Below are 22,592 nucleotides of genomic sequence, written 5' to 3' on the forward strand. Positions count from 1 at the left end.
TTTGCCAGTCTCTCGTACTGAATTAAAAGGTGATACTATGTAATTTCAACCGCATTGCGATCGTCTGTTTCTGTTAAATAAACATTGACTGATTCTTCGTGTGATGTCGGAATATTTTTACCGACAAAATCTGCACGAATCGGCAACTCTCGATGACCACGATCAACAAGCGTAGCCAAGCCAATTTTTTTCGGGCGACTGTGCAACAAAATCGCATCGAGTGACGCACGCACCGTTCGTCCTGTGTAAAGCACATCATCCACAATGATAACCACACGGTCATTTAAATCCGTGTCAATTTGATACGTCTTATCATTTACGATATGACGCGCATCTTTATCATCACGAAAACTTGTAATATCAAGCGTGCCTGTTGGGACATCTACCGCTTCAATCTGTTGAATCTTCTGTTGAATACGTTTCGCTAAGAACTCGCCACGCGTTTTAATACCAAGTAGTGCCAAATTTTCAGAGCCTTTGTTGTACTCTAAAATTTCATGGGCAATGCGTGTTAACGTGCGATTAATAGCAGATTCATCTAAAATGATACGACTTGTCAACGTAACCCCTCCTTATGCACAAAAAAACTCACATCTTTAAAGACATGAGTTTAACTAAAGCTGAAACAGCTGTGAGATATGGATAGACGTCTCCCGTACGTCAGCATCCACCAAGCCATCGCTTCTTTTCGTATATATCATGTCTTTTGAGCCTCTCTGGACTCCCATTTAAAGACGTTATCGTTTTGTTTGTTTTGCTGAATTTATCTTACTCTTTTTTTGCCGTCTTGTCAAAACTATTTGTGAAAAAATCACACATCGTGGCAGAGATAGGGACTAGAAGTGAAAAATAGTAACTATTGTACATTTTCACTTCGCATCATAATGTCCCACAACGCCACTGTTTCACAACACGACGACATCATTAAATCTCTTCACGACGTGCTTGCTCAATCACTGCTTCAAATGACTCAGGAAGCGGCGCCGTACGTTCAATATATTCACCCGTACGTGGATGTTCAAAACCAATGACACCTGCATGTAACGCTTGTCCACCAATATCAGGCGTTTTCTTCGGACCATACTTAGGGTCGCCCACTAGTGGATAACCAATATATTTCATATGCACACGAATTTGGTGCGTACGTCCCGTTTCTAATTGGCATGACACAAGCGTATGGTTTTTAAAGTTTTCTAATACATTAAAATGTGTCACAGCTGGCTTACCATCATCTTCCACAGCCATTGACTGACGATCATTTTTATTACGGCCAATCGGTGCATCAATCGTCCCGAATTCATGTGGAATGTGTCCATGTACAAGCGCTGTATATTTTCGCGTCACTGTTTTCGCCATTAATTGTTCAACAAGCGCACGATGCGCCACGTCATTTTTAGCAATCATTAACAGTCCTGACGTATCTTTATCAATACGATGCACAATACCCGGACGGATTTCGCCATTGATACCCGACAGATCTTTAATTTGATACATTAAGCCATTCACGAGTGTCCCAGAATAGTGACCTGCTGACGGATGCACAACCATCCCTTTTGGCTTGTAAACAATCGCCACATCTTCATCTTCATAATAAATATCTAAATTAAGATTTTCCGGTTGAATATCCGCTTCAACAACTTTTTTCTCTGTGACAACGACTTCATCGCCAAGCTTTAGTTTATAATTTGATTTAACTGGCTTACCATTAACCGCAACTAAACCTTCTTTAATCCATTCCTGTATTTGACTGCGCGACCAATCGCTATTAAAACTTGGTAATATTTTATCAATACGCTGTAAATGATGCGTCTCCGCTTCAATTGTAAATTGATGTTGTTCCATAAATTACACCTTTTTCTTCTCTTTTGTTTTGTCTGTTAATAGAATGATAACAAGCAAGCCCACACCAATCGTCAAACTGGCATCCGCAATATTAAAAATTGGAAAATCATAGCCGAAAAGAATCGTATCTACAAAATCCACGACTTCTCCGTTCATGACACGGTCAATAAAGTTACCGAGCGCACCTGCAAGTAACAAACTAATCGCCACTTGCATCATCATATGATCTTTCGCTTCTTTAAAATAAAATACAATCAATGCGATAATAATCACGATTGTAATCAAATAGAAAAAAATCATTTGACCACTTAAAATCCCCCATGCCGCACCATCATTACGATGCGACGTAATAGATAGGAAATTCGGTATAACCGTGAAAGACTCGCCAATTGTCATTTGTGTTGCAATCACCCATTTTGATAACTGATCCGCAATCAGCATGACGATCAGTATAAAGAGTGACAATCCTATATAATAAGGTCGTTTCATCTCCATTAATCCTTTCTGAGTGGATTCATTGCCTTATTATACCATTTGCCACAGAAGAACGGTACTCATGCTTATAAATCTGAATATGAACATTGAAAAATCAATGCGAAGATTTTGGTGGTTCACATGTAATGCGATGTTTTTCTGGCATGGCACCATGATGATGTTGTACATTGTGGCGATGATAAATAAAATCGACAATTTCATCTCTTATTTGCGCCAATCGACTCTCCTGTGCATGCTCTGCTTGTTTCATCTTGATAAGCTTACGACTTCTCTTTTCAATATAAATAGGTCCATCTACTGTAACATCCCCATCATAATCATCAACGATTTCACAACCACCATGAAATCCATAAACAGGCGCATCATATGATAGTTCATGATAAATATATAAAAGTCCAATGACTAAAATACCAAAAATTAAGAAACCTTTTCTCATATTCGTCCCCTTCAACTACGCACATAAAGCCGTACATCATCATTTAAAAACATCGACCATGTACAGCTCCATTTTATATTTGATCTAAGTCAATTTCTTTATTACCCATGTCAAAATAGGTAGGTTCATGCGTCGCTAATACAACCGTTACTCCCGACGCATTTAGTTCTTTAAAGAGTGACATGATCGTGTCACTGTTTTGACCATCCAAGTTACCGGTTGGCTCATCCGCAATAATCACACTCGGCTGTTTCAAAATCGCACGTGCAATCGCAAGTCTTTGTTGCTCACCGCCACTACACGTATAGACTTTTGTTTTTAATGGCATATCCGCTAATCCTACACGTGCCATCACGTCTTGAATACGTGCTTCATCTTTATTCTCGACATTTAAAGGCAACGTTAAATTTTTTAAAATCGACTCGTTTTCTAACAAACCATAATGCTGATATACATAGGCAATGTCATCTCGTTTAAACGACAGCTTATCTTTTTCTTTATGAATCGTTTGTCCTTTAAACGTAATCGTGCCTGAATCAGGATTTTCCAACAAACCGATAATATTGAGCAATGTCGATTTGCCTTTCCCACTCGCCCCATGAATAACGACAAAATCACCTTGTTCAATCGTTAAATCAAAATTTTCCAAAATACGCTTGTTACCAAATGATTTATGAATATTTTGTAAATTAATCATCTTTCTTCCCCTTTAACACGAGATTGACATTTTCACGATTCAACTTCATAAACGTAAATGCCACAGATAAGGTTTCTATCAATGTAATTGACGCAAAGACCGAAATCGCAATGATATTGTGACTTGTTAATAAAAGTAATCCCATCAACACATGCAACATGACAAGGAAAAACAGCATCCACTTGTGAATCGACCAGTAACTATACCCCAATGAACGTTTGAGGAAAATTTGGAACTGGTACGACTTGAAGTAAATTTGAATAAACGTCAATGTTGTAATAATGAACGTAATACTCGTGAGTAACGCCAATCCTGTGTATTTGTACATTTCCGTCTGCAACTCTTTTACAATGTCTACTTTCGTATCGTAAACCGCATATGCACTTTGAATCACGCCATCAAGTTTATGTTTTTTCAGGCCTTCATGGATTGTTTCGTATGGATTGTCTAAATAACTTTTAAAATAATACGCATTAGAGAAATAATGACTATAGTTCAATGGATCTATATTACCTGTTTCAACAATGGCAATAGGTGCTACAATTGTATTTTTAGCGCCACCAATTCTAGCGTTATATGTGAAGTAATCTATATCATTTTTTACCCATATGATATTGATATGCAAAGTTGGGTCCATACTAAAAGGTTCATTCCCTATATCCCTATAACCTGCAAAATTTTCATTGTAGTTTTTAATAATTTCTTGTTTATACTGTTTGAACCTTGCAGGTACAAGTATATTTTGCGTCTTGTCTTCTTTCTTTATATATTGTAATACATCATCATTATCTACCGTTTTCTTAGGATGCTTTCTCAGATAATTTTCATCAATGATTACTGTCTTTCCCTCTGGTTCAATATCCGCATTCTTTTTTTCATTATATTGATATACATAGAGACCATCATTTAAGAAATTTTCCATATCTGCAATAAAACCTTTATTTTCATCACTTAAAAAATAAGTCTTCATTTTAATGCTGACTGCTTTATCAATTTCACGGCTCTTTACCTGACCTACATGATGTACGAGTGTTCCGTAATGGTCTTTCGTAATGTCCCAATGCTTCAAAGATATTTTTTGTTTTTGATAGTCTTTGTAGTTAGAAATGATTTGCGTCGTTGACATTGTAACCAATACAATCGCAATTACTGAAATCATCATATACATGGCTATCAACACATATTTACTGTAACTACGGCTGTTTCTAGCGTAACGCATCACAAAAAAATGGACGATTACCACTATAAAAATATACAACATTATAAGTAATAACACTTCTATCAGTACAGCAATTAATAATGCCATATGAATGTATCCATCATTGTATACCATAATGTAACTTAATAGCGTCAGAACCATACTAGACACAATATACATCCATATAATTTTAGATAAGCGATGAATTATAAATTTTACAATTTGAGATTTGCGATAGCCTAGATCATAAAGAATCTTTAATTCTTCTTTTTGGTTTAATAAATCGTGCAACAGGACAGCGAATAGCAGCACGATTAAAAATACTGTTAAAGACGTACTAAAGAAATCTAAGGATAAGTCATCAAAAATCGAATTATCCATGATATCTGTCGAACCTACATCCTGATTTATAAGTGCATTTACTTGTCGAGCATCTTTCTCTTTCCCTTTTAAATAATATATCCCTTCTTCTGTAAGATTCGTTTTATTTAAAGGGAAAACCTTAATCTTCAGTTCACTATCAAAGATTTTCAAATTTTTATCTTTATCTGCTTCTTGCTTCAACTGATTATCTGTTGTATTAATCAATATTTTATAATCATTGATATATGTAACTTTTGTTATTTCAACATTGTATTTTTTTGAGAGATATGTAAAATAAGCCCATGCCTCTTTATCGTGTTTTTTAGGCACGGTATCAAAATAAAAGTTAATCTTTTCACTGTCTTTTTCAATATGATTATAAAAAGAGTATGACTTCGCTAAATCTATCACTATCAAACTTAATGTCAATGAAATTGCCACACATAAAAATAGAATGATTTTTTTCATATAATCCACCTCAAATCTATCAGATACAAAAATTACATGTAAACAAAGTACTTTCTGACGACATTGTATATCAATATAAATTTAGTTTCAAGTTTTATTAAAGTTATTCAAATACCCTTCTTTTGAGTTTTCGTATCATTTAGGCTTTTAAAATGTTAACCACTGTCCAAAAGTTCATTTAACCACTCATCATAGAGTAATATGTTATTTTAAGTGTCAAAGATATGATTGCTTTACGCAAAAAGACAGACAAGTGACATAAAATTGTCATCCTTGTCTGCCTTTAATATATTATTTTTGCTATTTTCATAGGAACTATACCCTATCATTGCCATACTTTTTTCTAAAAAACGGTGCATATACATCATCAATAAATAATTGTATGATGTTCTGTTCAAACTGATCTGCGTATGTCTCACTTTGTATCTCATCTTCAAACCATTTGCCATTTATATATTCATGATAATGTCCTAGTTCATGAGCTAAAATTTCCAGTGTATTTAGAACAGCTGTATAAGTACCATGTTTTTTCTTTATACGTTGATAGTCTTGCAATGACACTTTAATTTTAGGATAATCTGACGAGTGATGTGGTAATACAAAATAACCATCACAATCTTTTAAACTTTTCTTTGTGAATGTAACTGTCACACGTATTGGGAACGTCATTTGTTGATGTAGAAATGTTTCAAACAATTGCATTGCCTCAACAATTCTTTTAGGTATCTCTTTTTTGAACTTGATTTTCAAACCGTGCTTTAAGTATTTTTGATACGCAGGTGTCATATAAATATGTTGGTGAACCATCGCTTCTTTTTCTTGATACATTCTTTTTTCGTACTCTTCATACTGGCGAATATATTCATGAATATCACAATTGTCTTGATCTATCATATAAAACTTACTAAGTTGTAACGCTAAGTCTCCAAATACATCAAAAACAACTGATATAAATGCATCCTGCTTTGATTTTTTTCGTTTTTTTATACCTTGCTCTATACCATATAAAGAATAATAAATTTTTCTATCTTTCATATCTACATGGCAATCACATAAATAGCCGTAAGAAAGAATTGGATGATCATGCAAGATTATTTCAATAGGCTTTTTAAAGTGACGATAACTATTGAGCCACTTTATATAATCTTCAATTGGTTTAACAAAGTTCGTATATTTGCCTTCTAATTGTTTGGTTATAGTAATCATTCTGTATCACTTCACTTATACAAAATTTAACAAAATATCTATATATGAAATTGCTATTACAGTTGATTATACAATTCACACCTTAAAAAACCACACCTTAAACATCTACATTTGTTCAAGGAGTGGCTTGTGCTATTGCTTATTTAGTTGTGGCATCACTTATACAAGTGTTGATACAACTTGTTGACAGCGTGGACATAAGTTTGTTAACTCACCGACTGTGCCTAAGTCATCGCTGTAGTTCCAGCAACGTTCACATTTTTCACCGTCAGCTTTGGCAATTTCGATTGTCGCATGTTGATATGCTTGACCTGTTGGTGCATCAACTACTTCCACTTGAGAAACGATGAATAATTGGTTCAAGTCTGCAAAGTCTTTTAAGAATGCAACTGTATCGAATGATTCGCTGTTACCGATACGTACTTTTGCTTCTAAAGATTTACCGATAACTTTTTCGTTACGTGCTGCTTCAAGTGCACGGTTTACATCGTCGCGTAGTGCCATGAATTGTGCCCATTTATCTAATAACTGTTGGTCTACCTCTTCAGGTTTTGGCATGTCTGTTAAGTGTACGCTTTCTACTGTTTCTTGTTCAATATGTGACCATACTTCATCAGCTGTATGCGGGATGATTGGTGCCAATAATTTTGTCATATTGACTAAGATTTCGTATAACACTGTTTGCATGCTACGACGTTTATGCGCAGATTGTGCTTCGATATATAAAATATCTTTACCGTAATCTAAATAGAAGTTACTTAATTCAACGTTGATAAAGTTTTGAACTTCTTGGTAAATGTCTAGGTAATCGTAGTTTTCAAAGTGTTCTAATGTACTATTTGTAAATTCACGTAAGCGATTTAAGATGTAACGATCTACTTCTAATAAATCACTTTCAGCGACTTTGTCTGTTTCAGGGTTGTAGTCATTGATGTTACCAAGTAAGAAACGTAATGTGTTACGGATTTTACGGTACACATCAGCAACTTGTTTTAAGATTTCGTCTGAGATACGAACGTCTGCAAGATAGTCTACTGAGCTTACCCATAAACGTGCGATGTCTGCACCTTTTTGTTTCACGACTGTGTCCGGTACGATGACGTTACCAAGTGACTTACTCATTTTCTTACCTTCGCCGTCCATTACGAAACCATGTGATAATAACATTTTGTATGGCGATACGTTACGTGTTGCCACTGATGTTGTAATAGATGAGTTGAACCAACCACGATATTGGTCACTACCTTCTAAGTACAAGTCAGCTGGGAAGCTTAACTCTGGACGTGTTTCTAATACGCCACGGTGTGATGAACCTGAGTCGAACCATACGTCCATGATGTCTTCTTCTTTCGTGAAAATACCGTTCGGGCTACCAGGATGTGTGAAGCCTTCTGGTAATAAATCTTTCGCTTCACGTTCAAACCAGATGTTAGAACCATGTTTTTCAAATAAATCTGCAACGTGGTAAACTGTTTCTTTCGTCATGATGATGTCGCCGTTTTCAGCGTAGAATACTGGAAGTGGTACCCCCCATACACGTTGACGTGAGATAACCCATTCGCCACGGTCACGGATCATGTTGTAAATACGTGTTTTACCCCAGTCCACTTTGAATTTTGTTTGATCGATGGCATCTAAAATATCTTGACGTACTTTAGAAATTGATGCAAACCATTGTGGTGTGGCACGGAAAATAACTGGTTTTTTCGTACGCCAGTCATGTGGGTAACTATGCGTAATAAAGTCGAGTTTTAATAACGCACCTTTTTCTGTTAATAATTCTGTGATTGCTTTGTTCGCTTTATCATAAAATAATCCTGCAAATTGACCTGCTTCTTCTGTGAAAACACCTTTTGCGTCAACTGGGCTGATGACTTCTAAATCATATTTTTGACCAACGATATAGTCGTCTTCCCCGTGTCCAGGTGCTGTATGTACACAACCTGTACCCGCATCTGTTGTAACGTGTTCACCGTTAATAACAAGTGATACACGGTCGATAAACGGATGTTGTGCTTCTACATACTCAAGGTCTGAACCTTTTACTTCTTTTTCACGTACAATTGTTTCTTTATCCCAACCAAGTTGTTCTGCTACTTCGTCCACTAATGCTTCGGCGACAATGTATTTCGTGCCTTCAACATTCATTTGAACATATGTTAATTCAGGGTGGACACTGATTGCCACGTTTGCTGGCAATGTCCAAGGCGTTGTTGTCCAGATGATGAATTTCGCATCTTCATCAACGACACCTTTCGCATCTTTAACATCGAATGCGACGTAAATTGATGCTGATTGTTTATCGTGGTATTCGATTTCCGCTTCAGCTAATGATGATTCACTTGACGGTGACCAGTATACTGGCTTTTTACCTTTATAGATTAAGCCACGATCTGCCATTTCACCAAATACACGGATTTGTGCTGCTTCGTACTCAGGTTTTAACGTCACATATGGATCGTCAAAGTTACCATTGACACCTAAACGGCGGAAGTCTGCTTTTTGGTTTTCAATTTGTTCCATCGCAAAAGCTTCACACATTTTACGGAATTCAGCGGTAGACATTTCTTTACGCTTCACACCTTTTTTAGTCAGTGCTTGTTCGATTGGTAAACCGTGCGTATCCCAACCTGGCACGTAAGGTGTATAGAAGCCTTGCATCGTTTTGTAACGCACGATAAAGTCTTTTAAAATTTTGTTCAGTGCGTGTCCCATGTGCAAGTTACCGTTCGCATACGGTGGACCGTCATGTAAAATGAAGTGTGGTTTCCCTTCATTTTTCGCTAACAACTTGTAGTATAAATCTTGATCTTGCCATGTTTGTTGAATTTGTGGTTCTTTGTTTGGTAATCCCCCACGCATTGGAAATTTTGTTTTTGGCATTAATAACGTATCTTTGTACTCCATATCCCTATACACTCCTTTATACTAGAAAGAACTCTAAGCTCAACTAACAGGGACGGACATACCGCGGTACCACCCTGATTAACTCAGCTTAGAGTTCTCTCGTTAAAATTTATTGATATGATTAAAAAGTCAGTGATACAAGAAAAGGTCATCCACCAGGCTCTCACCGTCCCCAGCTCGCTGTTGTCATCACTTATTTTTCTTGCTTGTCTGCCTCTTTTGATTCTGTTTTTTCTTCTTGTTTGTCTTCTTTTTCTTTTGATGTTTCTTTTGTTTGGCTTTCTTTGTCAGCATCCGTAATATCTTCTTTATTCAGATGTGCAAAGTTTTCTTCTGTCACTTGTTGTGCGTCTAAATCATAATTGAGTAAGTAGTCCCAATCGTCATTTTTCAACAAGTCCAACTGTGCTTCAACTAACATTTTGAAACGAGAACGGAAAACTTTCGATTGACGTTTCATATCTTCTGTTTGGAAAGCCATGCGACGTGCTTTTTCAAGACTGTCGTTCACGATGCGCTCACCTTCAGCTTTTGCTTTTGCGATAATCACATCATGTTCTTTTTGTGCAGCTGCTTTCGTTTCGTCTGCCGAACGCTGTGCACTCACAAGCGCTTCACCGACTGACTTTTCAACTTCTTTGAACGATTGAATATGTGATTCACGTTCTTCTAAAACTTTTTCAAGTTGCTTCTTGTCCTCTTTAAGTCTTTCAATCTCACGCGATAATTCGCTCAAGTATGATTCAACTTCTGTCGGTTCAAAACCATTTTTAATACGTGTAAATGATTTGTTTTTAATTTCACTTGGTGTATAAGCCATTAAAAGTGCCCTCCTCCATCATACACTATTTAAATAATGTTTGATAGGTTATTCTTAATTTATCTTTTTTCGTACGATCACCAATTGCTGTAATACGTGCTCTTCCGAATCCTTGAATCGATAATAAATCGCCTTGTTCTAGCTGGTAATCTACCGCTTCTATCACAGTATGATTCACTTTAACACGTTTGCGCTGTATTAATTCTTTCGCAATACCACGAGATTTCCGAACCATCTCTTTCAATACAACGTCAAGGCGTAATGCACTGACCGTCGCATCGGTTGTTTGCCAGTATGCTTTAGATTGTACCATATCTTGAAGTGGAACGACATTGAGTTTGACTGTCGCGCCTTTAATCTTTGTTAATTCCATCATAATATAAGATTCTAACTGATTTGTCAAAATAAACTGCGTACGTTCGCCGACAATAATATCGCCAACCTGTTCTCTTTCAATCCCTAACGACATCAATGTTCCAAGTATATGGCGGTGTTCTAGCGTCACAAACATCTCTGGATAGTCGATTTCAATTAACGATAATTCAAAATCTGCTTCGTCAGGCACATAATACTCTGGCGCAATAACTGCACGACATCGTTCTGCCTGTATCCCACCATTAAAGTGTACCGTCATATCTGGGAAACTGCCGACAATCACTTCTAATATGTATTGTCCACGTGGATCTAAAAAGTTTGTTAACACTGGCGCATATTGTTCAGATGCAATTCTAACTTTATCTAATAACGTATCTATTATGGGCTGTTCTTCTGTTCTAAAGTGCTGATATATATCGATTTCAGACGCCTCCATTACTACTGTTGTTTCTTATATGAAAAATCCCGCTATAAGACACGTTGTCCTAGAACGGGATACCCTTAAAAATAATATGTGATTTCGCATTCTAGTCACACGTAAACATTAATAAAAATGCTTGATAATCATATTAAATATCGCAACAATCCCTTGCGAAAATAGATTCAATACGATAAATGCAACAATCGGTGACAAATCAATCATACCAAGTGGCGGAATAAAACGTCGGAAAGGCTCTAAAAATGGTTCGTATATTTTCGCCATAAATCGCCCAACGAAACTCTCTCTCGCACCCGGTATCCACGACATAAAGATATAAATAATCATCCCAATTGTATAAATACGTACGACAAATAGAATAAATTGTACAATCGTTGTTAATAATTCTACGCTCATATAAGTCTCCTTATTCGTATGGGGTCTCCATTGATTCAATTTGATCTGTAATGCTACCCGCAACTTCTACGTTATCAGGTGTACATAAGAAAATATCTGCACCGACACGCTGAATATCGCCACCAATCGCATACACCGTTCCGCTTAAGAAATCAATGATGCGCTTTGCTGATACCTGATCAATACGCTGTAAGTTTACGAGTGTTGCACGACGGTTTTTCAACTCATCTGCAATATCTTGTGTATCCGAAAATACACGTGGCTCAAACAAGCACATTTTAGAACTGCCGTTTTGCTCAATGTCTTGTGATGGATTCATACTTACCACATTCCCTTGTCCTTGATAATTCGATTGTTGCGGCACTTGAAATTGTCGCTCATTCTTCGGTGTTTTAATACGTGTTGATTGCTTTTTAGGAACAGATTGTAACGTACGTGGACGTTCTGGTGCTGGCTTCGTCGCATGTGTCGTCTCTGTATTTTGTTTGCGTTCTTGTTGCGGTTCTTCTACAAACGTATCTTCTTCCTCTTCAATCGTAAAAAAACCGTTGAACAAATCTTTAATTGCCATGGGTTCACTCCTCTTTTCCTACTAGACGCGTGCCAATCCTTACAAATGTTGCGCCTTCTTCTGTTGCGAGTGCGTAATCATTGCTCATCCCCATTGATAACTCTGTACATGGGGCATGCGAGAGATTAAGCGCTTGGATTTCATCACGTTTATGTTTAAGTTGTTCAAAAATCGACTTTAAATAAGCTGTATCATCTGTATAAGGTGCCATTGTCATCAAACCAACAACGCGAATATGTTCATACGCTTCAAGCATCTCAATAAATGGACGTACCTCGTCTAAAGACACACCATGTTTTGAAGCTTCACCCGATACATTGACTTGTACAAAACATTTCACTTCATGTTCTGCACGTTTGTTAATTTCCTTCGCCAAGCTTTTACGGTCTAACGCATGTAAATAGTCAACCTCATTGATGACATCTTTCACTTTGCGTGACTGTAACGACCCTATAAAATGCATTGTGACATCATCTGGTAATGCTGCCTTTTTCTCGAGAAAGCCTTCTAATCGGTTTTCACCGAAGTGACGTATCCCTGCATCATAAGCCTCTTGAGCTCGCTCTATTGTAACATATTTTGTAACGGCAATCACGTTCGGCAATGATGACGAATCATTATTCGGTGTATGTGCCATTAGTGTCTTTTCAATCTCAGCTAAATTCTCTTTAACAGACATCTTCATTCAACTCTCTTTCGCTTGATTGTGCTATGAAAGCAAGCATCCGACCTGTTTGTCCACGTTCAACACGATATGAGAAAAAACGGTCCAATTCTTCAGATGTCGCATGCTTCGTCGTATCAATATTGGCTGCTGGTATGCCATAGTGTATACATAGTTCTGCATTCGCGCGCTTCAAATCAATGCCGTGGCGATTAGGTGCACGTGTTTCAATATAGTCAGTGGTGTTAATCGGGAGTTGTTGAAACTGACTGAGAATATCATCATTTATTTCATATGAACTCGACGTAGCTGGTCCAATGACAACATGTAAATCTTGCAAGTCATACGGAAACTGCTTAATAAGTTCATGTACAATTTGTTGTACTGTCCCTCTCCAACCCGCATGTGCTAAACCGATAAAATGATGTTTCGGACTATAAAAGTAAATCGGCACACAATCTGCATAACACATCGTCAACATGGTATCACTATCATACGTATACATACCATCAATACCGTACAAGACATCGTTACTTAATGCGTCAATATTTTTCCCTCTATCGGCTGACGTAATCTCAACAACGTTATGACCGTGCGTTTGGATAGGAAATACCCATTGCTCACGCGGTATCCCAATCTCATCCGCAAGTATTTGTTGATGTTGCGTAACATTTTCAGGCGCATCATCAATATAGCGTGCCATGTTAAACGCACCTTTCGGATACGGACTCTGTCCACCTTGTCGTGTCGTAAAGCCAATTGTAACGCCTTGCGTACGTGCCAGTTCATAGGATAAATGGTGTGCTCGTTGGACAAATACTTCCATCGCATACACTCCCTTCAATGTTGTAATAGGGCTAGACTACGAAAGTTTTTTGTAACATTGCGTTTTCTGTCCTATTCCCTGAAATACGAAATGCTAGGACAATGAAGTAATGACATTTGCCCTAGCACTTTTGTTCGTAAGTTCATAGTAGGTTCCCAAATCAACGGGCAACCTTATATTTATCATAACGCTTCAGATTAACGACGAGTTCTTCTTGAGCGTCTTTCTTCTCTGTTACGGATGAAGCTTGGAATGTCATCATCAGCAGTTGTGTGCGCACGTCCGCTATCTGCTTCTTTATCTTGACTAGATGATGCCATACCGCCACCAAAGCTTGATTCTTTTGCAGGTGCTTGTGTTGCACTTGCACCAAAGCCTGAATGACCTTGTTTACGTGCTTGTGATGATGGCTTGTCTTCAAAACCAGTTGCGATAACTGTTACAACGATTTCATCTTGTAATTCTGGGTTGATCACTGTACCGAAGATCATGTTAACATCTTCGTCAGCTGCATCTTGAACGATATCCGCTGCTTCTTGTGCTTCGAATAATGATAAAGATTCGCCACCAGTGATGTTCATTAACACACCTTGTGCACCAACGATTGATGTTTCAAGTAATGGTGATGAAATAGCTTTTTTCGCAGCTTCAACAGCACGGTTTTCGCCTGATGATACACCGATACCCATTAATGCTGAACCTTGGTTAGACATAATTGTTTTAACGTCAGCAAAGTCTAAGTTTACTTCACCAGATACAGCGATTAAGTCAGAAATACCTTGTACACCTTGACGTAATACGTTGTCAGCTTCTTTGAATGCTTCCATCATTGGTGTTGATTTGTCAACGATGTCTAATAAGCGATCGTTAGGAATAACGATTAATGTATCAACAGCCGCTTTCATAGATTCTACACCTGCAGCTGCTTGTGTTTGACGTTTACGCCCTTCAAAGCTAAATGGACGAGTGACAACACCTACAGTTAATGCGCCCATTTCTTTAGCGATTTTGGCTACAACTGGTGCTGCACCTGTACCAGTACCGCCACCCATACCTGCTGTAACGAATACCATGTCTGCACCTTGAATTGCATCTTCAATTTGTTCACGTGATTCTTCAGCTGCTTTTTTACCAATCTCAGGGTTGGCACCTGCACCTAAACCACGTGTTAATTTTTCACCGATTTGGATTTTAGACTCAGCTTTTGATAAGTTCAAAGCTTGACCGTCTGTATTAATTGCAATAAATTCAACGTTGTTCATACCGTGGTCGATCATACGGTTTACAGCGTTGTTACCGCCGCCACCGACACCGATAACTTTAAGTGTCGCCAAATGATTAAATCCTTGCTCAAATTCTAACATTTAATTTTCCTCCTAATCTTTGTAGCCAATCAATCAAACAGAGATTTCATAATTTTTTTGAATTTACTTTCTTCTTGTTTTGGTTCACCGTTTTCAGCGTCTGTGTTTTCTACATGTGCGTCGCCATTGTCATAGTCAGAATACGCTTCTTGTGACTGTGCTTGTGGCTGCTTTTTCGGTTTTCTCTTAAAGAATGACTCAAAGCCGCTTGGTTTTGACTCATGTGATCTTGTGTCATTTTCGATGACTTCTTCTTCAATTTCCTCGTTATCATGATTACTTATTGTAACATAATCTAACAACTCATCGAAAGCAATACTGCTAGAAATTGTAGAAATTGCTGAAGAAAATTCAGGTTTGCGCACACCCATTTGTGATGGTGTGTGAATACGCACTTTTTCGCTCACCATGTCTTGTAGTAGTTCTTTCACACCTAGTAAGTTGGCTGAGCCACCTGTGATAACAAATCCGCCGTTAACTTTTGTTAAGTCTAGCGCTTCTAACACGTCGAATACTTCAAAGAAAATATCTTCAACACGTGCTTCAATCACATCGCTCAACTCTTTTTGCGTGTACTGTGCAACTTCATCAGAATCAAGTTGTTCGACTGTGAACACGTCTTGATCAGAAGCTGAGTCATAGAACGCATGTCCGTATTGTTGTTTAATCTTCTCAGCAGCATCGTACGTCGTATTTAAAAATTGCGCAATGTCGTCTGTGATCTGGCGTCCTGCCATTAAAATGACATCTGCATCTAATAGTTCACCACGTTCATAAAAGGCAATTTGCGTTAAGTCTTCACCGATGTCAATAACACATGCACCGAGTTCACGTTCTGTCGGCGTTAAAATTGAACGATAGTTGTATGAATCAGAATATACATCCAACACATCTACGCCACTCGCTTCGACACATTTGATCATGTTGATTAGAATCGATTTATGAATCGCAATGACACCTGCATCGACTTGTAATGAATGACGTGCAACAAGTTCTTTCGGATCAGATACTTCATTGTCATCATCCACAACAAAACGGATTGGGAAGACATTGACAACTTCTGAGTCAGGTTCATCATTTTTGTTACGAATACCTTCTAAAACTGTTTCAATATGTGTTCCATCAATTTCAGTATCTTCATGGAACTCCATCTTATTTGATTCATCATATATTTCTGTACTCACGATTGGTAATTTCAAGAAAACTTCTTTGATGTCAATACCTGACGCAATAGATGCTTTCTTAATCGTGTCTTTGATTGCTTGTTTCGCAATATCAAAGTCATCAATCAAACCATTTTTTATTCCATTTGTGTAGGTTTGCCCTGTACCTATCACATTGATTCCGTTATGAAATTTTTCACCAACGATTACTTTCACGCTTGATGAGCCGATATCTACACTAACATAATAATGCTCTTCCATAGATAGGCACCTCCTGACAGTTCTTTACATTTTCACACTATTATAAGTTTACAATAACACTCTACTAATGTGAACTATAAACCTATTTAATTTCTAACTTTTTTGTTCATTATTCCAGCGTTCATACGAACATCACACTTGTTTTGTTACATGACTGTGTTCAGCCATAACATACAAAGCTTAATTATTTTGTTGTTCGCCCTCTTTAATTTTGTTCAATGCTTTTTGCAATTCGTCTTTTGCTTCATCTTCTTGCTGTGTTTTCGTTTCAATCTGCTGTGAACTTGCTGAACCATTCGCATCATTTTTTAGATTTTCATACGGAATAAATGTTGCACCGACAGATAAATCAATAAAGCCTGATTTTTTTAAGTTCCCAGTTTCATCTTTTTCTAATGCTTGTGACATGCTCGGGTAGTATTTGAGTTTGCTCGCAATGGTTTTCGTATTACCTAATACTTCAATACCATCACGCATGTACAAACGAATCAAATGTGGCTGGTTCTTTTTAGGCTCATGCACAATTTCTGAAATTTGTGCTCTCGTTGTACGGCTCATCTTTTCTAACGCTTCAACAAGCTTCTGCTTTTCTGTACCTTTAAAGCCTTCAAGATAAGGTGCTTCGTTTGGCAATGTTTCGTTAAAATCTTTCAAAATGCGTCCATTTTCGATAATCGGCACTTCTTTATCTTTCACAGTTGTAATGCCGACAATTTCATGTTCTTTAATTTCAACATGTAGCGAATTGAATAGCCCTTTATGAATATCCGCCTGCTTAATCAACGCATGTTTTTCGATACGTTTTTCTGCTGCACCACTATCATACGAATACACGCGTGTCTCTTTACCTACTTTCAATGCTTTTTCGATTTTGTCAGTAGCAACGTAATGATTCCCACTCACTGTCACTTGTTTCACAATACTAATCGGCGAATACATGTAGACGAGAATCAGCACGACTAATAGTAAGAGACTTCCAACAATACCGAGTTGTATACGACGCCTTTTTTTCAATTGGCGCATACGTTTTTCTTTAAGAAATGTATTATCAATTTTTGGGATTTCTTCTGTCATTCAATCCACATCCTTAATGTGATGGCAAGTGACTGCGAAACGCTGAAATAAACATGTCACCACGTTGTTCAAATGTATCATATTGATCCCAACTTGCACATGCTGGCGATAATAACACCACATCATTCGGTTCGATTACTTCTTGAATTTTGTTGACCGCATCAACAACGTCAATCGCTCGAATGACGAGTTTACCTTGGCTTTCTCCGAGCTTCACGAACTTTTCTTGTGTTTCACCAAATGCAACCATGACACGAACATTGTCCATATACGGTATTAAGTCATCGAAACCATTGCCGCGGTCTAGCCCACCGCACAACCAGATAATCGGTTGTTTGAATGATTTCAAGGCAAATTGTGTTGCCAATGTGTTTGTTGCTTTTGAATCATTATAATATTTATTCGTTTTATTGTTACCAATATATTGAAGACGATGTGAGATACCAGAGAATGTCGTCAGTGATTGCACGATTGCGCTCACTGAAACGCCTGCTAAAATCGCCGCCATGGTTGCTGCTAAAATATTTTCTAAGTTGTGCGTACCTGGTAATACAATATCATCTAAATGAATTAAATGAATACCCTTGTATACGATATAATCATTTTCTACATAAATGCCGTCAACCGGATGCTCTGTTGAAAAGTATAAGATTTTCGCTTTAATCTGTGTTGGGTCGATTAGATGACGTTGTTGGTAATTAAAAATTAAATAATCGCTTTCTGTTTGATTTTTAAAAATCTGTTTTTTCGCCTCTTGATATTCTACCAATGACCCGTGATAGTCGATATGTGCTTCGTAAATATTCGTTATAATCGCAATGTGTGGACGATAATGTTCAATTCCTAGTAATTGGAATGATGACAATTCCGTCACTAAATATTCATCCGCACGCACATCTTGTGCCACTTTTGAAGCAACATAACCAATATTACCAGCTAGATGACCTGTTTCACGACTTTTATTAAACATGTCGCCAAGTAAAGATGTCACAGTTGTTTTACCATTTGTACCTGTAATCCCGATAATAGGTGCTTCAGAAATTAAATAACTAAGCTCCACTTCAGTCAGAATTTTTAACCCTTTGGCTTGGGCTTCTTGTAACAATGGTACGCTATATGGAATACCCGGATTTTTCACGATGACTGGACTTTCATCTAACAATGCAATCGGATGTGACCCACTGACAACATTGATGCCCAATGACTCAAGATCTTTTGTATGTGGGTCCTGCGATAAGTCTTTGCCATCATTGACTGTCACATCTGCACCTAAGCGATGCAACAATTTAGCGGCTTCATAACCACTTTTCGCCATGCCGAGCACGAGTACCTTTTTTCCTTTTAAACCTGTATAGTTTATCAATTAGCTCACTCCAATCCACAAGCCGATAAGACCTGTAATTAACCCAACTGACCAAAATACTGTTACAACTTTCCATTCACTCCAACCAACAAGTTCAAAGTGATGGTGTAATGGACTCATTTTGAACACACGTTTACCTGTCAATTTAAATGATGTAACCTGAATCATCACTGACAACGTTTCAATCACAAATACGAGCCCGATAAATAATAAAGATAACTCTTGATTTAACATAATAGATACGGTCGCAAAAATACCACCGAGTGCTAAGCTTCCTGTATCGCCCATAAAGACTTTTGCAGGGTTAATGTTATATGGTAAGAAACCAGCAAGTGCTGCCACCATAATAATACAGAATAAACCGATAGCAGGTTGCGCTAACACAAAACTCATAATCGCATACATCGTAAAACCAATAATAGATAGACCTGTTGCCAAACCATCTAAACCATCTGTTAGGTTAACCGCATTAGAAAAACCGACTTGCCAAAATACAATAAAGATGACATACGCAAATGATAACGGTATTGATACATCTGTAAACGGTAAATTAATGCTTGTTGAGAAATCAAACGCATTGAAACCTTTTGCGACAATAAAGAAAACGACAGCAATGGCAATTTGCGCTAAAAACTTCTGCTTACTCGTTAAACCTTGGTTATTCTTCTTAACAACAATAATATAATCATCAATAAAACCAATCAAACCAAACCCAATTGTTACAAAGAGCAATAATAATAACGGACTTGCCGGTTCAACAAAAATACTTGCGATAATCGTTGTAACAATTGCACCAATCAAAAATGTCAAACCGCCCATTGTTGGTGTTCCAGTTTTTTTCATATGGCTTTGTGGTCCTTCTTCACGAATACTTTGTCCAAACTTCATTCGCTTCAAAGTTGGAATTAAAATTGGTACTAATACTGCTGTAATAATAAATGCGATAACTGCACTAATGATTCCCATGATAGTCTCCTTTAAATTTTGTCCTAATATTTAAGATTCCTATTGATACGTATAGAGAAAGGAACAAGTGCTAGGTACGAAGAGATGCGTGCAACGAAATGTGCCTTCGTTCCCACTCTCCAACGCAGCTATGCTGAAACATGTTCCTCCTCCATATCATTTACTCTGGCTCTTCAGATTTCAATTCGACTTCTATCGTTGTTTTCTTATCTATTGGTGATTGGTAACCTAGAGATTGTGATGACACAAATCCGCTACCTTTCACTTTCACTTTCACACCTGTCAATGATTCAAATGCGACGAGATCATCACGTGTCCATCCTGTCATGTTTGGCATTGTTAAGTCACCATTCGTCAACAACAATACATTACTATGTGGTAATAAACGCGTGCTTGATGTTGGACTTTGGCTGACAACTTTCTCTCCTTGTCCAATCACAACTGGGTTCAATGACTTATCGGTCAATGCTTGTTCCGCTTTTTCAACCGTTTTTTCTGTGACATCTGGTACTTTGTTAATCGTCACTTTCTCATTGATTTCATCATCGCCAACATTTAAATATTGCAACGTATTTTTCATAATTGGTATAAATGCGCGACTAACACCCATTTCATATGCTTCTTGATCTCGTTTTTGTGCTAAACTCATGCCCGCATACACAACAACACGTGGATTTTTGCTTGGTGCATGACCGATAAAACTTGAAAAGTACGGGTTAGGTCCTTGCACATAACCACCATTTTCTGGGTCGGCGACTTGTGCAGTCCCGGTCTTACCTGCAATACGGTAACCTTCAACTTTGTAGTGGCTCGCGTGACTTTTTTTACTGTTAACGACTTTATCAAGTTCCTCAGATACCTTTTTCGCTGTTTCAGGCGTAATCGGTTTGCCTGCTACTTCACGTTTTCCTTTGTAGAACGTTTCATCTGATACAGGATTCATTACAGATTCTACAAAATATGGACGAATCATTTCTCCTTTATTGAAAAACGCAGACTGTGCTTGAAGCATTTGTGCCGGTGTAACGGTCGTTGACTGACCGAACGAACTTGTTTTTTGCATCAGTTCATTTTCCCATGCGATGTTACCACTTTGTTCGCCATCAAACAAACTGCCTGTGGACTCGCCAAACCCGAATTTTTCATACCACGACTGCATCTTGTCCGCACCGACCATATCCTGTAATTTCATCATTAACGTGTTGGAAGAATACGTAAAACCGAGGCTCATCGGAATTTCGCCCCACCCTTTTTTATTCCAGTCGTAAATGCGTGAACCTTGAATGTCACGGTAGCCTGATTCGTATTTCTCGTTTGGTTTGAACGCCCCTTCTTGAATCGCCGCTGCCAATCCAAACGTCTTAAACGTAGACCCTGGCTCGTATAAGTTTTGATACAAGTCATTCGCCCACTTCTTACCAAAGTCTTTACCCGTTTCAGGATTAAATGTTGGACGTTGACTGTATGCTAAGATTTCGCCTGTTTTTGCATCCATTACAACCGCAAACAAGTCCTTTGGTTCATAGCGCTCAACCATTTTGTCTAACGCTTCTTCGACAAACACTTGGATGTTGGCATCAATTGTTAAATGGACGTCATCACCACGTTTTGGTGCGACTTCATTTTTAGAATTGGGAATGATATACCCCCAAATATCTCTCGTATATGAAGCGTGCCCTTTTTCACCTGACAGGTAGCTATCGAATATTTTTTCGACACCGAGTGCCCCTTTTAATTCTCCTGTGTCAGGGTCTTTTTGCGCCATACCAATTAAGTGAGAGGCAAAATTACCGTTCGGATAGAAACGTTGCACTTCAGGATACATCGCAATGCCAGGAAGTTTCATTTTCTCAATTTTTTCTTTGTCATGATATGTTAAATTTTGACCGGCTTTTCCAAATTCAACTTGGAAAGCTTTTTTCATGTTTAGACGTTTTTCAATGTCTTTTTCGGACATATCAATGACTTTCGCTAATTGTTTCGCTGTTTTCTTTTTATCAACGACGTGCCGTGGCTCTTTCGAATCTTCACTTGCACGTTTATCAATAACCGCTGCTAAACGAAAACGATCGACATCTTCGGCAAGTACTTTACCATTGCGATCGTATATTTTTCCGCGTTCTGCCGACTGATCTAACTGTGACAAATATTTCTGATTGGCACGCATAATTAAATTTTCGCCAGAAGACTGGCCAGATAACATGACATAACCATACCTTAAAACCAATGAAAAAAAGAGCAGCCCAATAAAACCAATCAGGAGGACTGCTCCTAGTTTATTTTTTTTAATTTTAATTTTTCGTTTCGCCATCTTTACGCACTACCTTTACATTCTCGTTCTGTAGACTCATGCCTTGCTTTTGAGCTTTGTCATAGATACGTTCATATGAAGCATTCTTCATTGTTTCAGATTTTAATGCGCTATTTTGACTAGATTGTTGTTCGATTTTTTGTTCCAAATCTGCAATTTTTCCACGTGTATCATACGCGTCCATTTTTAGTGACAACATATAAATACTGATTGCAGCAATAATTGCAACTAACGATATGTATAGAAGCTTTTCAAAACGAGTAAACTTTACAACGACTTGCTTCTTTACAGTCTTTTGTTTTGGTGCCGCATTCGGGACGCTTTGCGGCTCTGCCATTTGCTGTTGGTACGGTTCATAAATTCTTTCTACAGCCATAATTATCTCAC

General features: G+C 37.8%; 21 protein-coding genes. All 21 read right to left on the reverse strand.

Annotation, left to right across the window (positions count from 1 at the left end; genetic code table 11):
• Positions 1–35: 35 nt before the first annotated feature.
• Entirely contained in the window at positions 36–560 is a 525-nt protein-coding gene (pyrR, locus tag TP70_RS04480; protein WP_044359754.1) for a bifunctional pyr operon transcriptional regulator/uracil phosphoribosyltransferase PyrR, read from the reverse strand.
• A gap of 364 nt (positions 561–924) precedes the next feature.
• On the reverse strand, positions 925–1,842 hold the full coding sequence (locus tag TP70_RS04485; protein WP_044359755.1) for an RluA family pseudouridine synthase: 918 nt from the start codon (positions 1,840–1,842) through the stop codon (positions 925–927).
• 3 nt (positions 1,843–1,845) lie between these two features.
• A complete protein-coding gene (gene lspA / locus TP70_RS04490) occupies positions 1,846–2,331 on the reverse strand; it encodes a signal peptidase II (RefSeq protein WP_044359757.1) in 486 nt (161 codons plus the stop codon).
• A 100-nt stretch (positions 2,332–2,431) separates the two neighbouring features.
• Complete coding sequence (locus TP70_RS04495) at positions 2,432–2,773, reverse strand: hypothetical protein (RefSeq protein ID WP_044359760.1); 342 nt, start codon at positions 2,771–2,773, stop codon at positions 2,432–2,434.
• A 73-nt stretch (positions 2,774–2,846) separates the two neighbouring features.
• Positions 2,847–3,470 carry an ABC transporter ATP-binding protein gene (locus TP70_RS04500; protein ID WP_044359761.1) on the reverse strand — a complete coding sequence of 208 codons (624 nt, stop codon included), beginning with the start codon at positions 3,468–3,470 and terminating at the stop codon, positions 2,847–2,849.
• Positions 3,463–5,499, reverse strand: coding sequence for a DUF1430 domain-containing protein (locus TP70_RS04505; protein ID WP_044359762.1), 2,037 nt, complete (start codon positions 5,497–5,499; stop codon positions 3,463–3,465). Before TP70_RS04505 ends, TP70_RS04500 begins: the two co-directional genes overlap by 8 nt.
• A gap of 315 nt (positions 5,500–5,814) precedes the next feature.
• Positions 5,815–6,705 (reverse strand): hypothetical protein, encoded by an 891-nt coding sequence (locus TP70_RS04510; protein ID WP_044359764.1) that lies wholly within the window; start codon positions 6,703–6,705, stop codon positions 5,815–5,817.
• A 159-nt stretch (positions 6,706–6,864) separates the two neighbouring features.
• Positions 6,865–9,612, reverse strand: coding sequence for an isoleucine--tRNA ligase (gene ileS / locus TP70_RS04515; RefSeq protein WP_044359765.1), 2,748 nt, complete (start codon positions 9,610–9,612; stop codon positions 6,865–6,867).
• Between the two features lie 193 nt (positions 9,613–9,805).
• Complete coding sequence (locus tag TP70_RS04520; RefSeq protein WP_044359766.1) at positions 9,806–10,432, reverse strand: DivIVA domain-containing protein; 627 nt, start codon at positions 10,430–10,432, stop codon at positions 9,806–9,808.
• A gap of 25 nt (positions 10,433–10,457) precedes the next feature.
• Positions 10,458–11,243 (reverse strand): YlmH family RNA-binding protein, encoded by a 786-nt coding sequence (locus tag TP70_RS04525; protein ID WP_044359767.1) that lies wholly within the window; start codon positions 11,241–11,243, stop codon positions 10,458–10,460.
• Positions 11,244–11,351: 108 nt separating this feature from the next.
• Positions 11,352–11,642: a YggT family protein gene (locus TP70_RS04530; protein WP_044359768.1), complete on the reverse strand. Its 291-nt coding sequence runs from the start codon at positions 11,640–11,642 to the stop codon at positions 11,352–11,354.
• 10 nt (positions 11,643–11,652) lie between these two features.
• A complete protein-coding gene (locus tag TP70_RS04535) occupies positions 11,653–12,213 on the reverse strand; it encodes a cell division protein SepF (RefSeq protein ID WP_044359769.1) in 561 nt (186 codons plus the stop codon).
• A 4-nt stretch (positions 12,214–12,217) separates the two neighbouring features.
• The gene (locus TP70_RS04540; protein WP_044359851.1) at positions 12,218–12,892 is read right to left on the reverse strand and encodes a YggS family pyridoxal phosphate-dependent enzyme; all 675 of its coding nucleotides are present in this window, start codon (positions 12,890–12,892) and stop codon (positions 12,218–12,220) included.
• A complete protein-coding gene (gene pgeF / locus TP70_RS04545; protein ID WP_044359770.1) occupies positions 12,882–13,703 on the reverse strand; it encodes a peptidoglycan editing factor PgeF in 822 nt (273 codons plus the stop codon). The genes TP70_RS04540 and pgeF overlap by 11 nt, the downstream gene beginning before the upstream one ends.
• A 197-nt stretch (positions 13,704–13,900) precedes the next feature.
• Positions 13,901–15,067, reverse strand: coding sequence for a cell division protein FtsZ (gene ftsZ, locus TP70_RS04550; protein WP_044359771.1), 1,167 nt, complete (start codon positions 15,065–15,067; stop codon positions 13,901–13,903).
• A 29-nt stretch (positions 15,068–15,096) separates the two neighbouring features.
• The gene (gene ftsA, locus TP70_RS04555; RefSeq protein ID WP_044359772.1) at positions 15,097–16,491 is read right to left on the reverse strand and encodes a cell division protein FtsA; all 1,395 of its coding nucleotides are present in this window, start codon (positions 16,489–16,491) and stop codon (positions 15,097–15,099) included.
• A 180-nt stretch (positions 16,492–16,671) separates the two neighbouring features.
• A complete protein-coding gene (locus TP70_RS04560) occupies positions 16,672–17,565 on the reverse strand; it encodes a cell division protein FtsQ/DivIB (RefSeq protein WP_044359774.1) in 894 nt (297 codons plus the stop codon).
• A gap of 13 nt (positions 17,566–17,578) precedes the next feature.
• Positions 17,579–18,928 (reverse strand): UDP-N-acetylmuramoyl-L-alanine--D-glutamate ligase, encoded by a 1,350-nt coding sequence (gene murD, locus TP70_RS04565; RefSeq protein WP_044359775.1) that lies wholly within the window; start codon positions 18,926–18,928, stop codon positions 17,579–17,581.
• Complete coding sequence (gene mraY, locus TP70_RS04570) at positions 18,929–19,894, reverse strand: phospho-N-acetylmuramoyl-pentapeptide-transferase (protein ID WP_044359776.1); 966 nt, start codon at positions 19,892–19,894, stop codon at positions 18,929–18,931.
• Between the two features lie 160 nt (positions 19,895–20,054).
• Positions 20,055–22,205 (reverse strand): penicillin-binding protein, encoded by a 2,151-nt coding sequence (locus tag TP70_RS04575; RefSeq protein ID WP_044359778.1) that lies wholly within the window; start codon positions 22,203–22,205, stop codon positions 20,055–20,057.
• A complete protein-coding gene (gene ftsL / locus TP70_RS04580) occupies positions 22,186–22,581 on the reverse strand; it encodes a cell division protein FtsL (RefSeq protein WP_044359780.1) in 396 nt (131 codons plus the stop codon). The genes TP70_RS04575 and ftsL overlap by 20 nt, the downstream gene beginning before the upstream one ends.
• Between the last annotated feature and the right edge of the window lie 11 nt (positions 22,582–22,592).

Origin of the sequence: Staphylococcus microti, assembly GCF_000934465.1 — a bacterium.
GTDB lineage: Bacteria > Bacillota > Bacilli > Staphylococcales > Staphylococcaceae > Staphylococcus > Staphylococcus microti.

Bases quoted from the DNA above. Each gene is read 5' to 3' on its own strand.
- TP70_RS04485 (WP_044359755.1), bottom strand. From the start codon at position 1,842: ATGGAACAACATCAATTTACAATTGAAGCGGAGACGCATCATTTACAG.
- lspA (WP_044359757.1), bottom strand. From the start codon at position 2,331: ATGAAACGACCTTATTATATAGGATTGTCACTCTTTATACTGATCGTC.
- TP70_RS04495 (WP_044359760.1), bottom strand. From the start codon at position 2,773: ATGAGAAAAGGTTTCTTAATTTTTGGTATTTTAGTCATTGGACTTTTA.
- TP70_RS04500 (WP_044359761.1), bottom strand. From the start codon at position 3,470: ATGATTAATTTACAAAATATTCATAAATCATTTGGTAACAAGCGTATT.
- TP70_RS04505 (WP_044359762.1), bottom strand. From the start codon at position 5,499: ATGAAAAAAATCATTCTATTTTTATGTGTGGCAATTTCATTGACATTA.
- TP70_RS04510 (WP_044359764.1), bottom strand. From the start codon at position 6,705: ATGATTACTATAACCAAACAATTAGAAGGCAAATATACGAACTTTGTT.
- ileS (WP_044359765.1), bottom strand. From the start codon at position 9,612: ATGGAGTACAAAGATACGTTATTAATGCCAAAAACAAAATTTCCAATG.
- TP70_RS04520 (WP_044359766.1), bottom strand. From the start codon at position 10,432: ATGGCTTATACACCAAGTGAAATTAAAAACAAATCATTTACACGTATT.
- TP70_RS04525 (WP_044359767.1), bottom strand. From the start codon at position 11,243: ATGGAGGCGTCTGAAATCGATATATATCAGCACTTTAGAACAGAAGAA.
- TP70_RS04530 (WP_044359768.1), bottom strand. From the start codon at position 11,642: ATGAGCGTAGAATTATTAACAACGATTGTACAATTTATTCTATTTGTC.
- TP70_RS04535 (WP_044359769.1), bottom strand. From the start codon at position 12,213: ATGGCAATTAAAGATTTGTTCAACGGTTTTTTTACGATTGAAGAGGAA.
- TP70_RS04540 (WP_044359851.1), bottom strand. From the start codon at position 12,892: ATGTCTGTTAAAGAGAATTTAGCTGAGATTGAAAAGACACTAATGGCA.
- pgeF (WP_044359770.1), bottom strand. From the start codon at position 13,703: ATGGAAGTATTTGTCCAACGAGCACACCATTTATCCTATGAACTGGCA.
- ftsZ (WP_044359771.1), bottom strand. From the start codon at position 15,067: ATGTTAGAATTTGAGCAAGGATTTAATCATTTGGCGACACTTAAAGTT.
- ftsA (WP_044359772.1), bottom strand. From the start codon at position 16,491: ATGGAAGAGCATTATTATGTTAGTGTAGATATCGGCTCATCAAGCGTG.
- TP70_RS04560 (WP_044359774.1), bottom strand. From the start codon at position 17,565: ATGACAGAAGAAATCCCAAAAATTGATAATACATTTCTTAAAGAAAAA.
- mraY (WP_044359776.1), bottom strand. From the start codon at position 19,894: ATGGGAATCATTAGTGCAGTTATCGCATTTATTATTACAGCAGTATTA.
- TP70_RS04575 (WP_044359778.1), bottom strand. From the start codon at position 22,205: ATGGCGAAACGAAAAATTAAAATTAAAAAAAATAAACTAGGAGCAGTC.
- ftsL (WP_044359780.1), bottom strand. From the start codon at position 22,581: ATGGCTGTAGAAAGAATTTATGAACCGTACCAACAGCAAATGGCAGAG.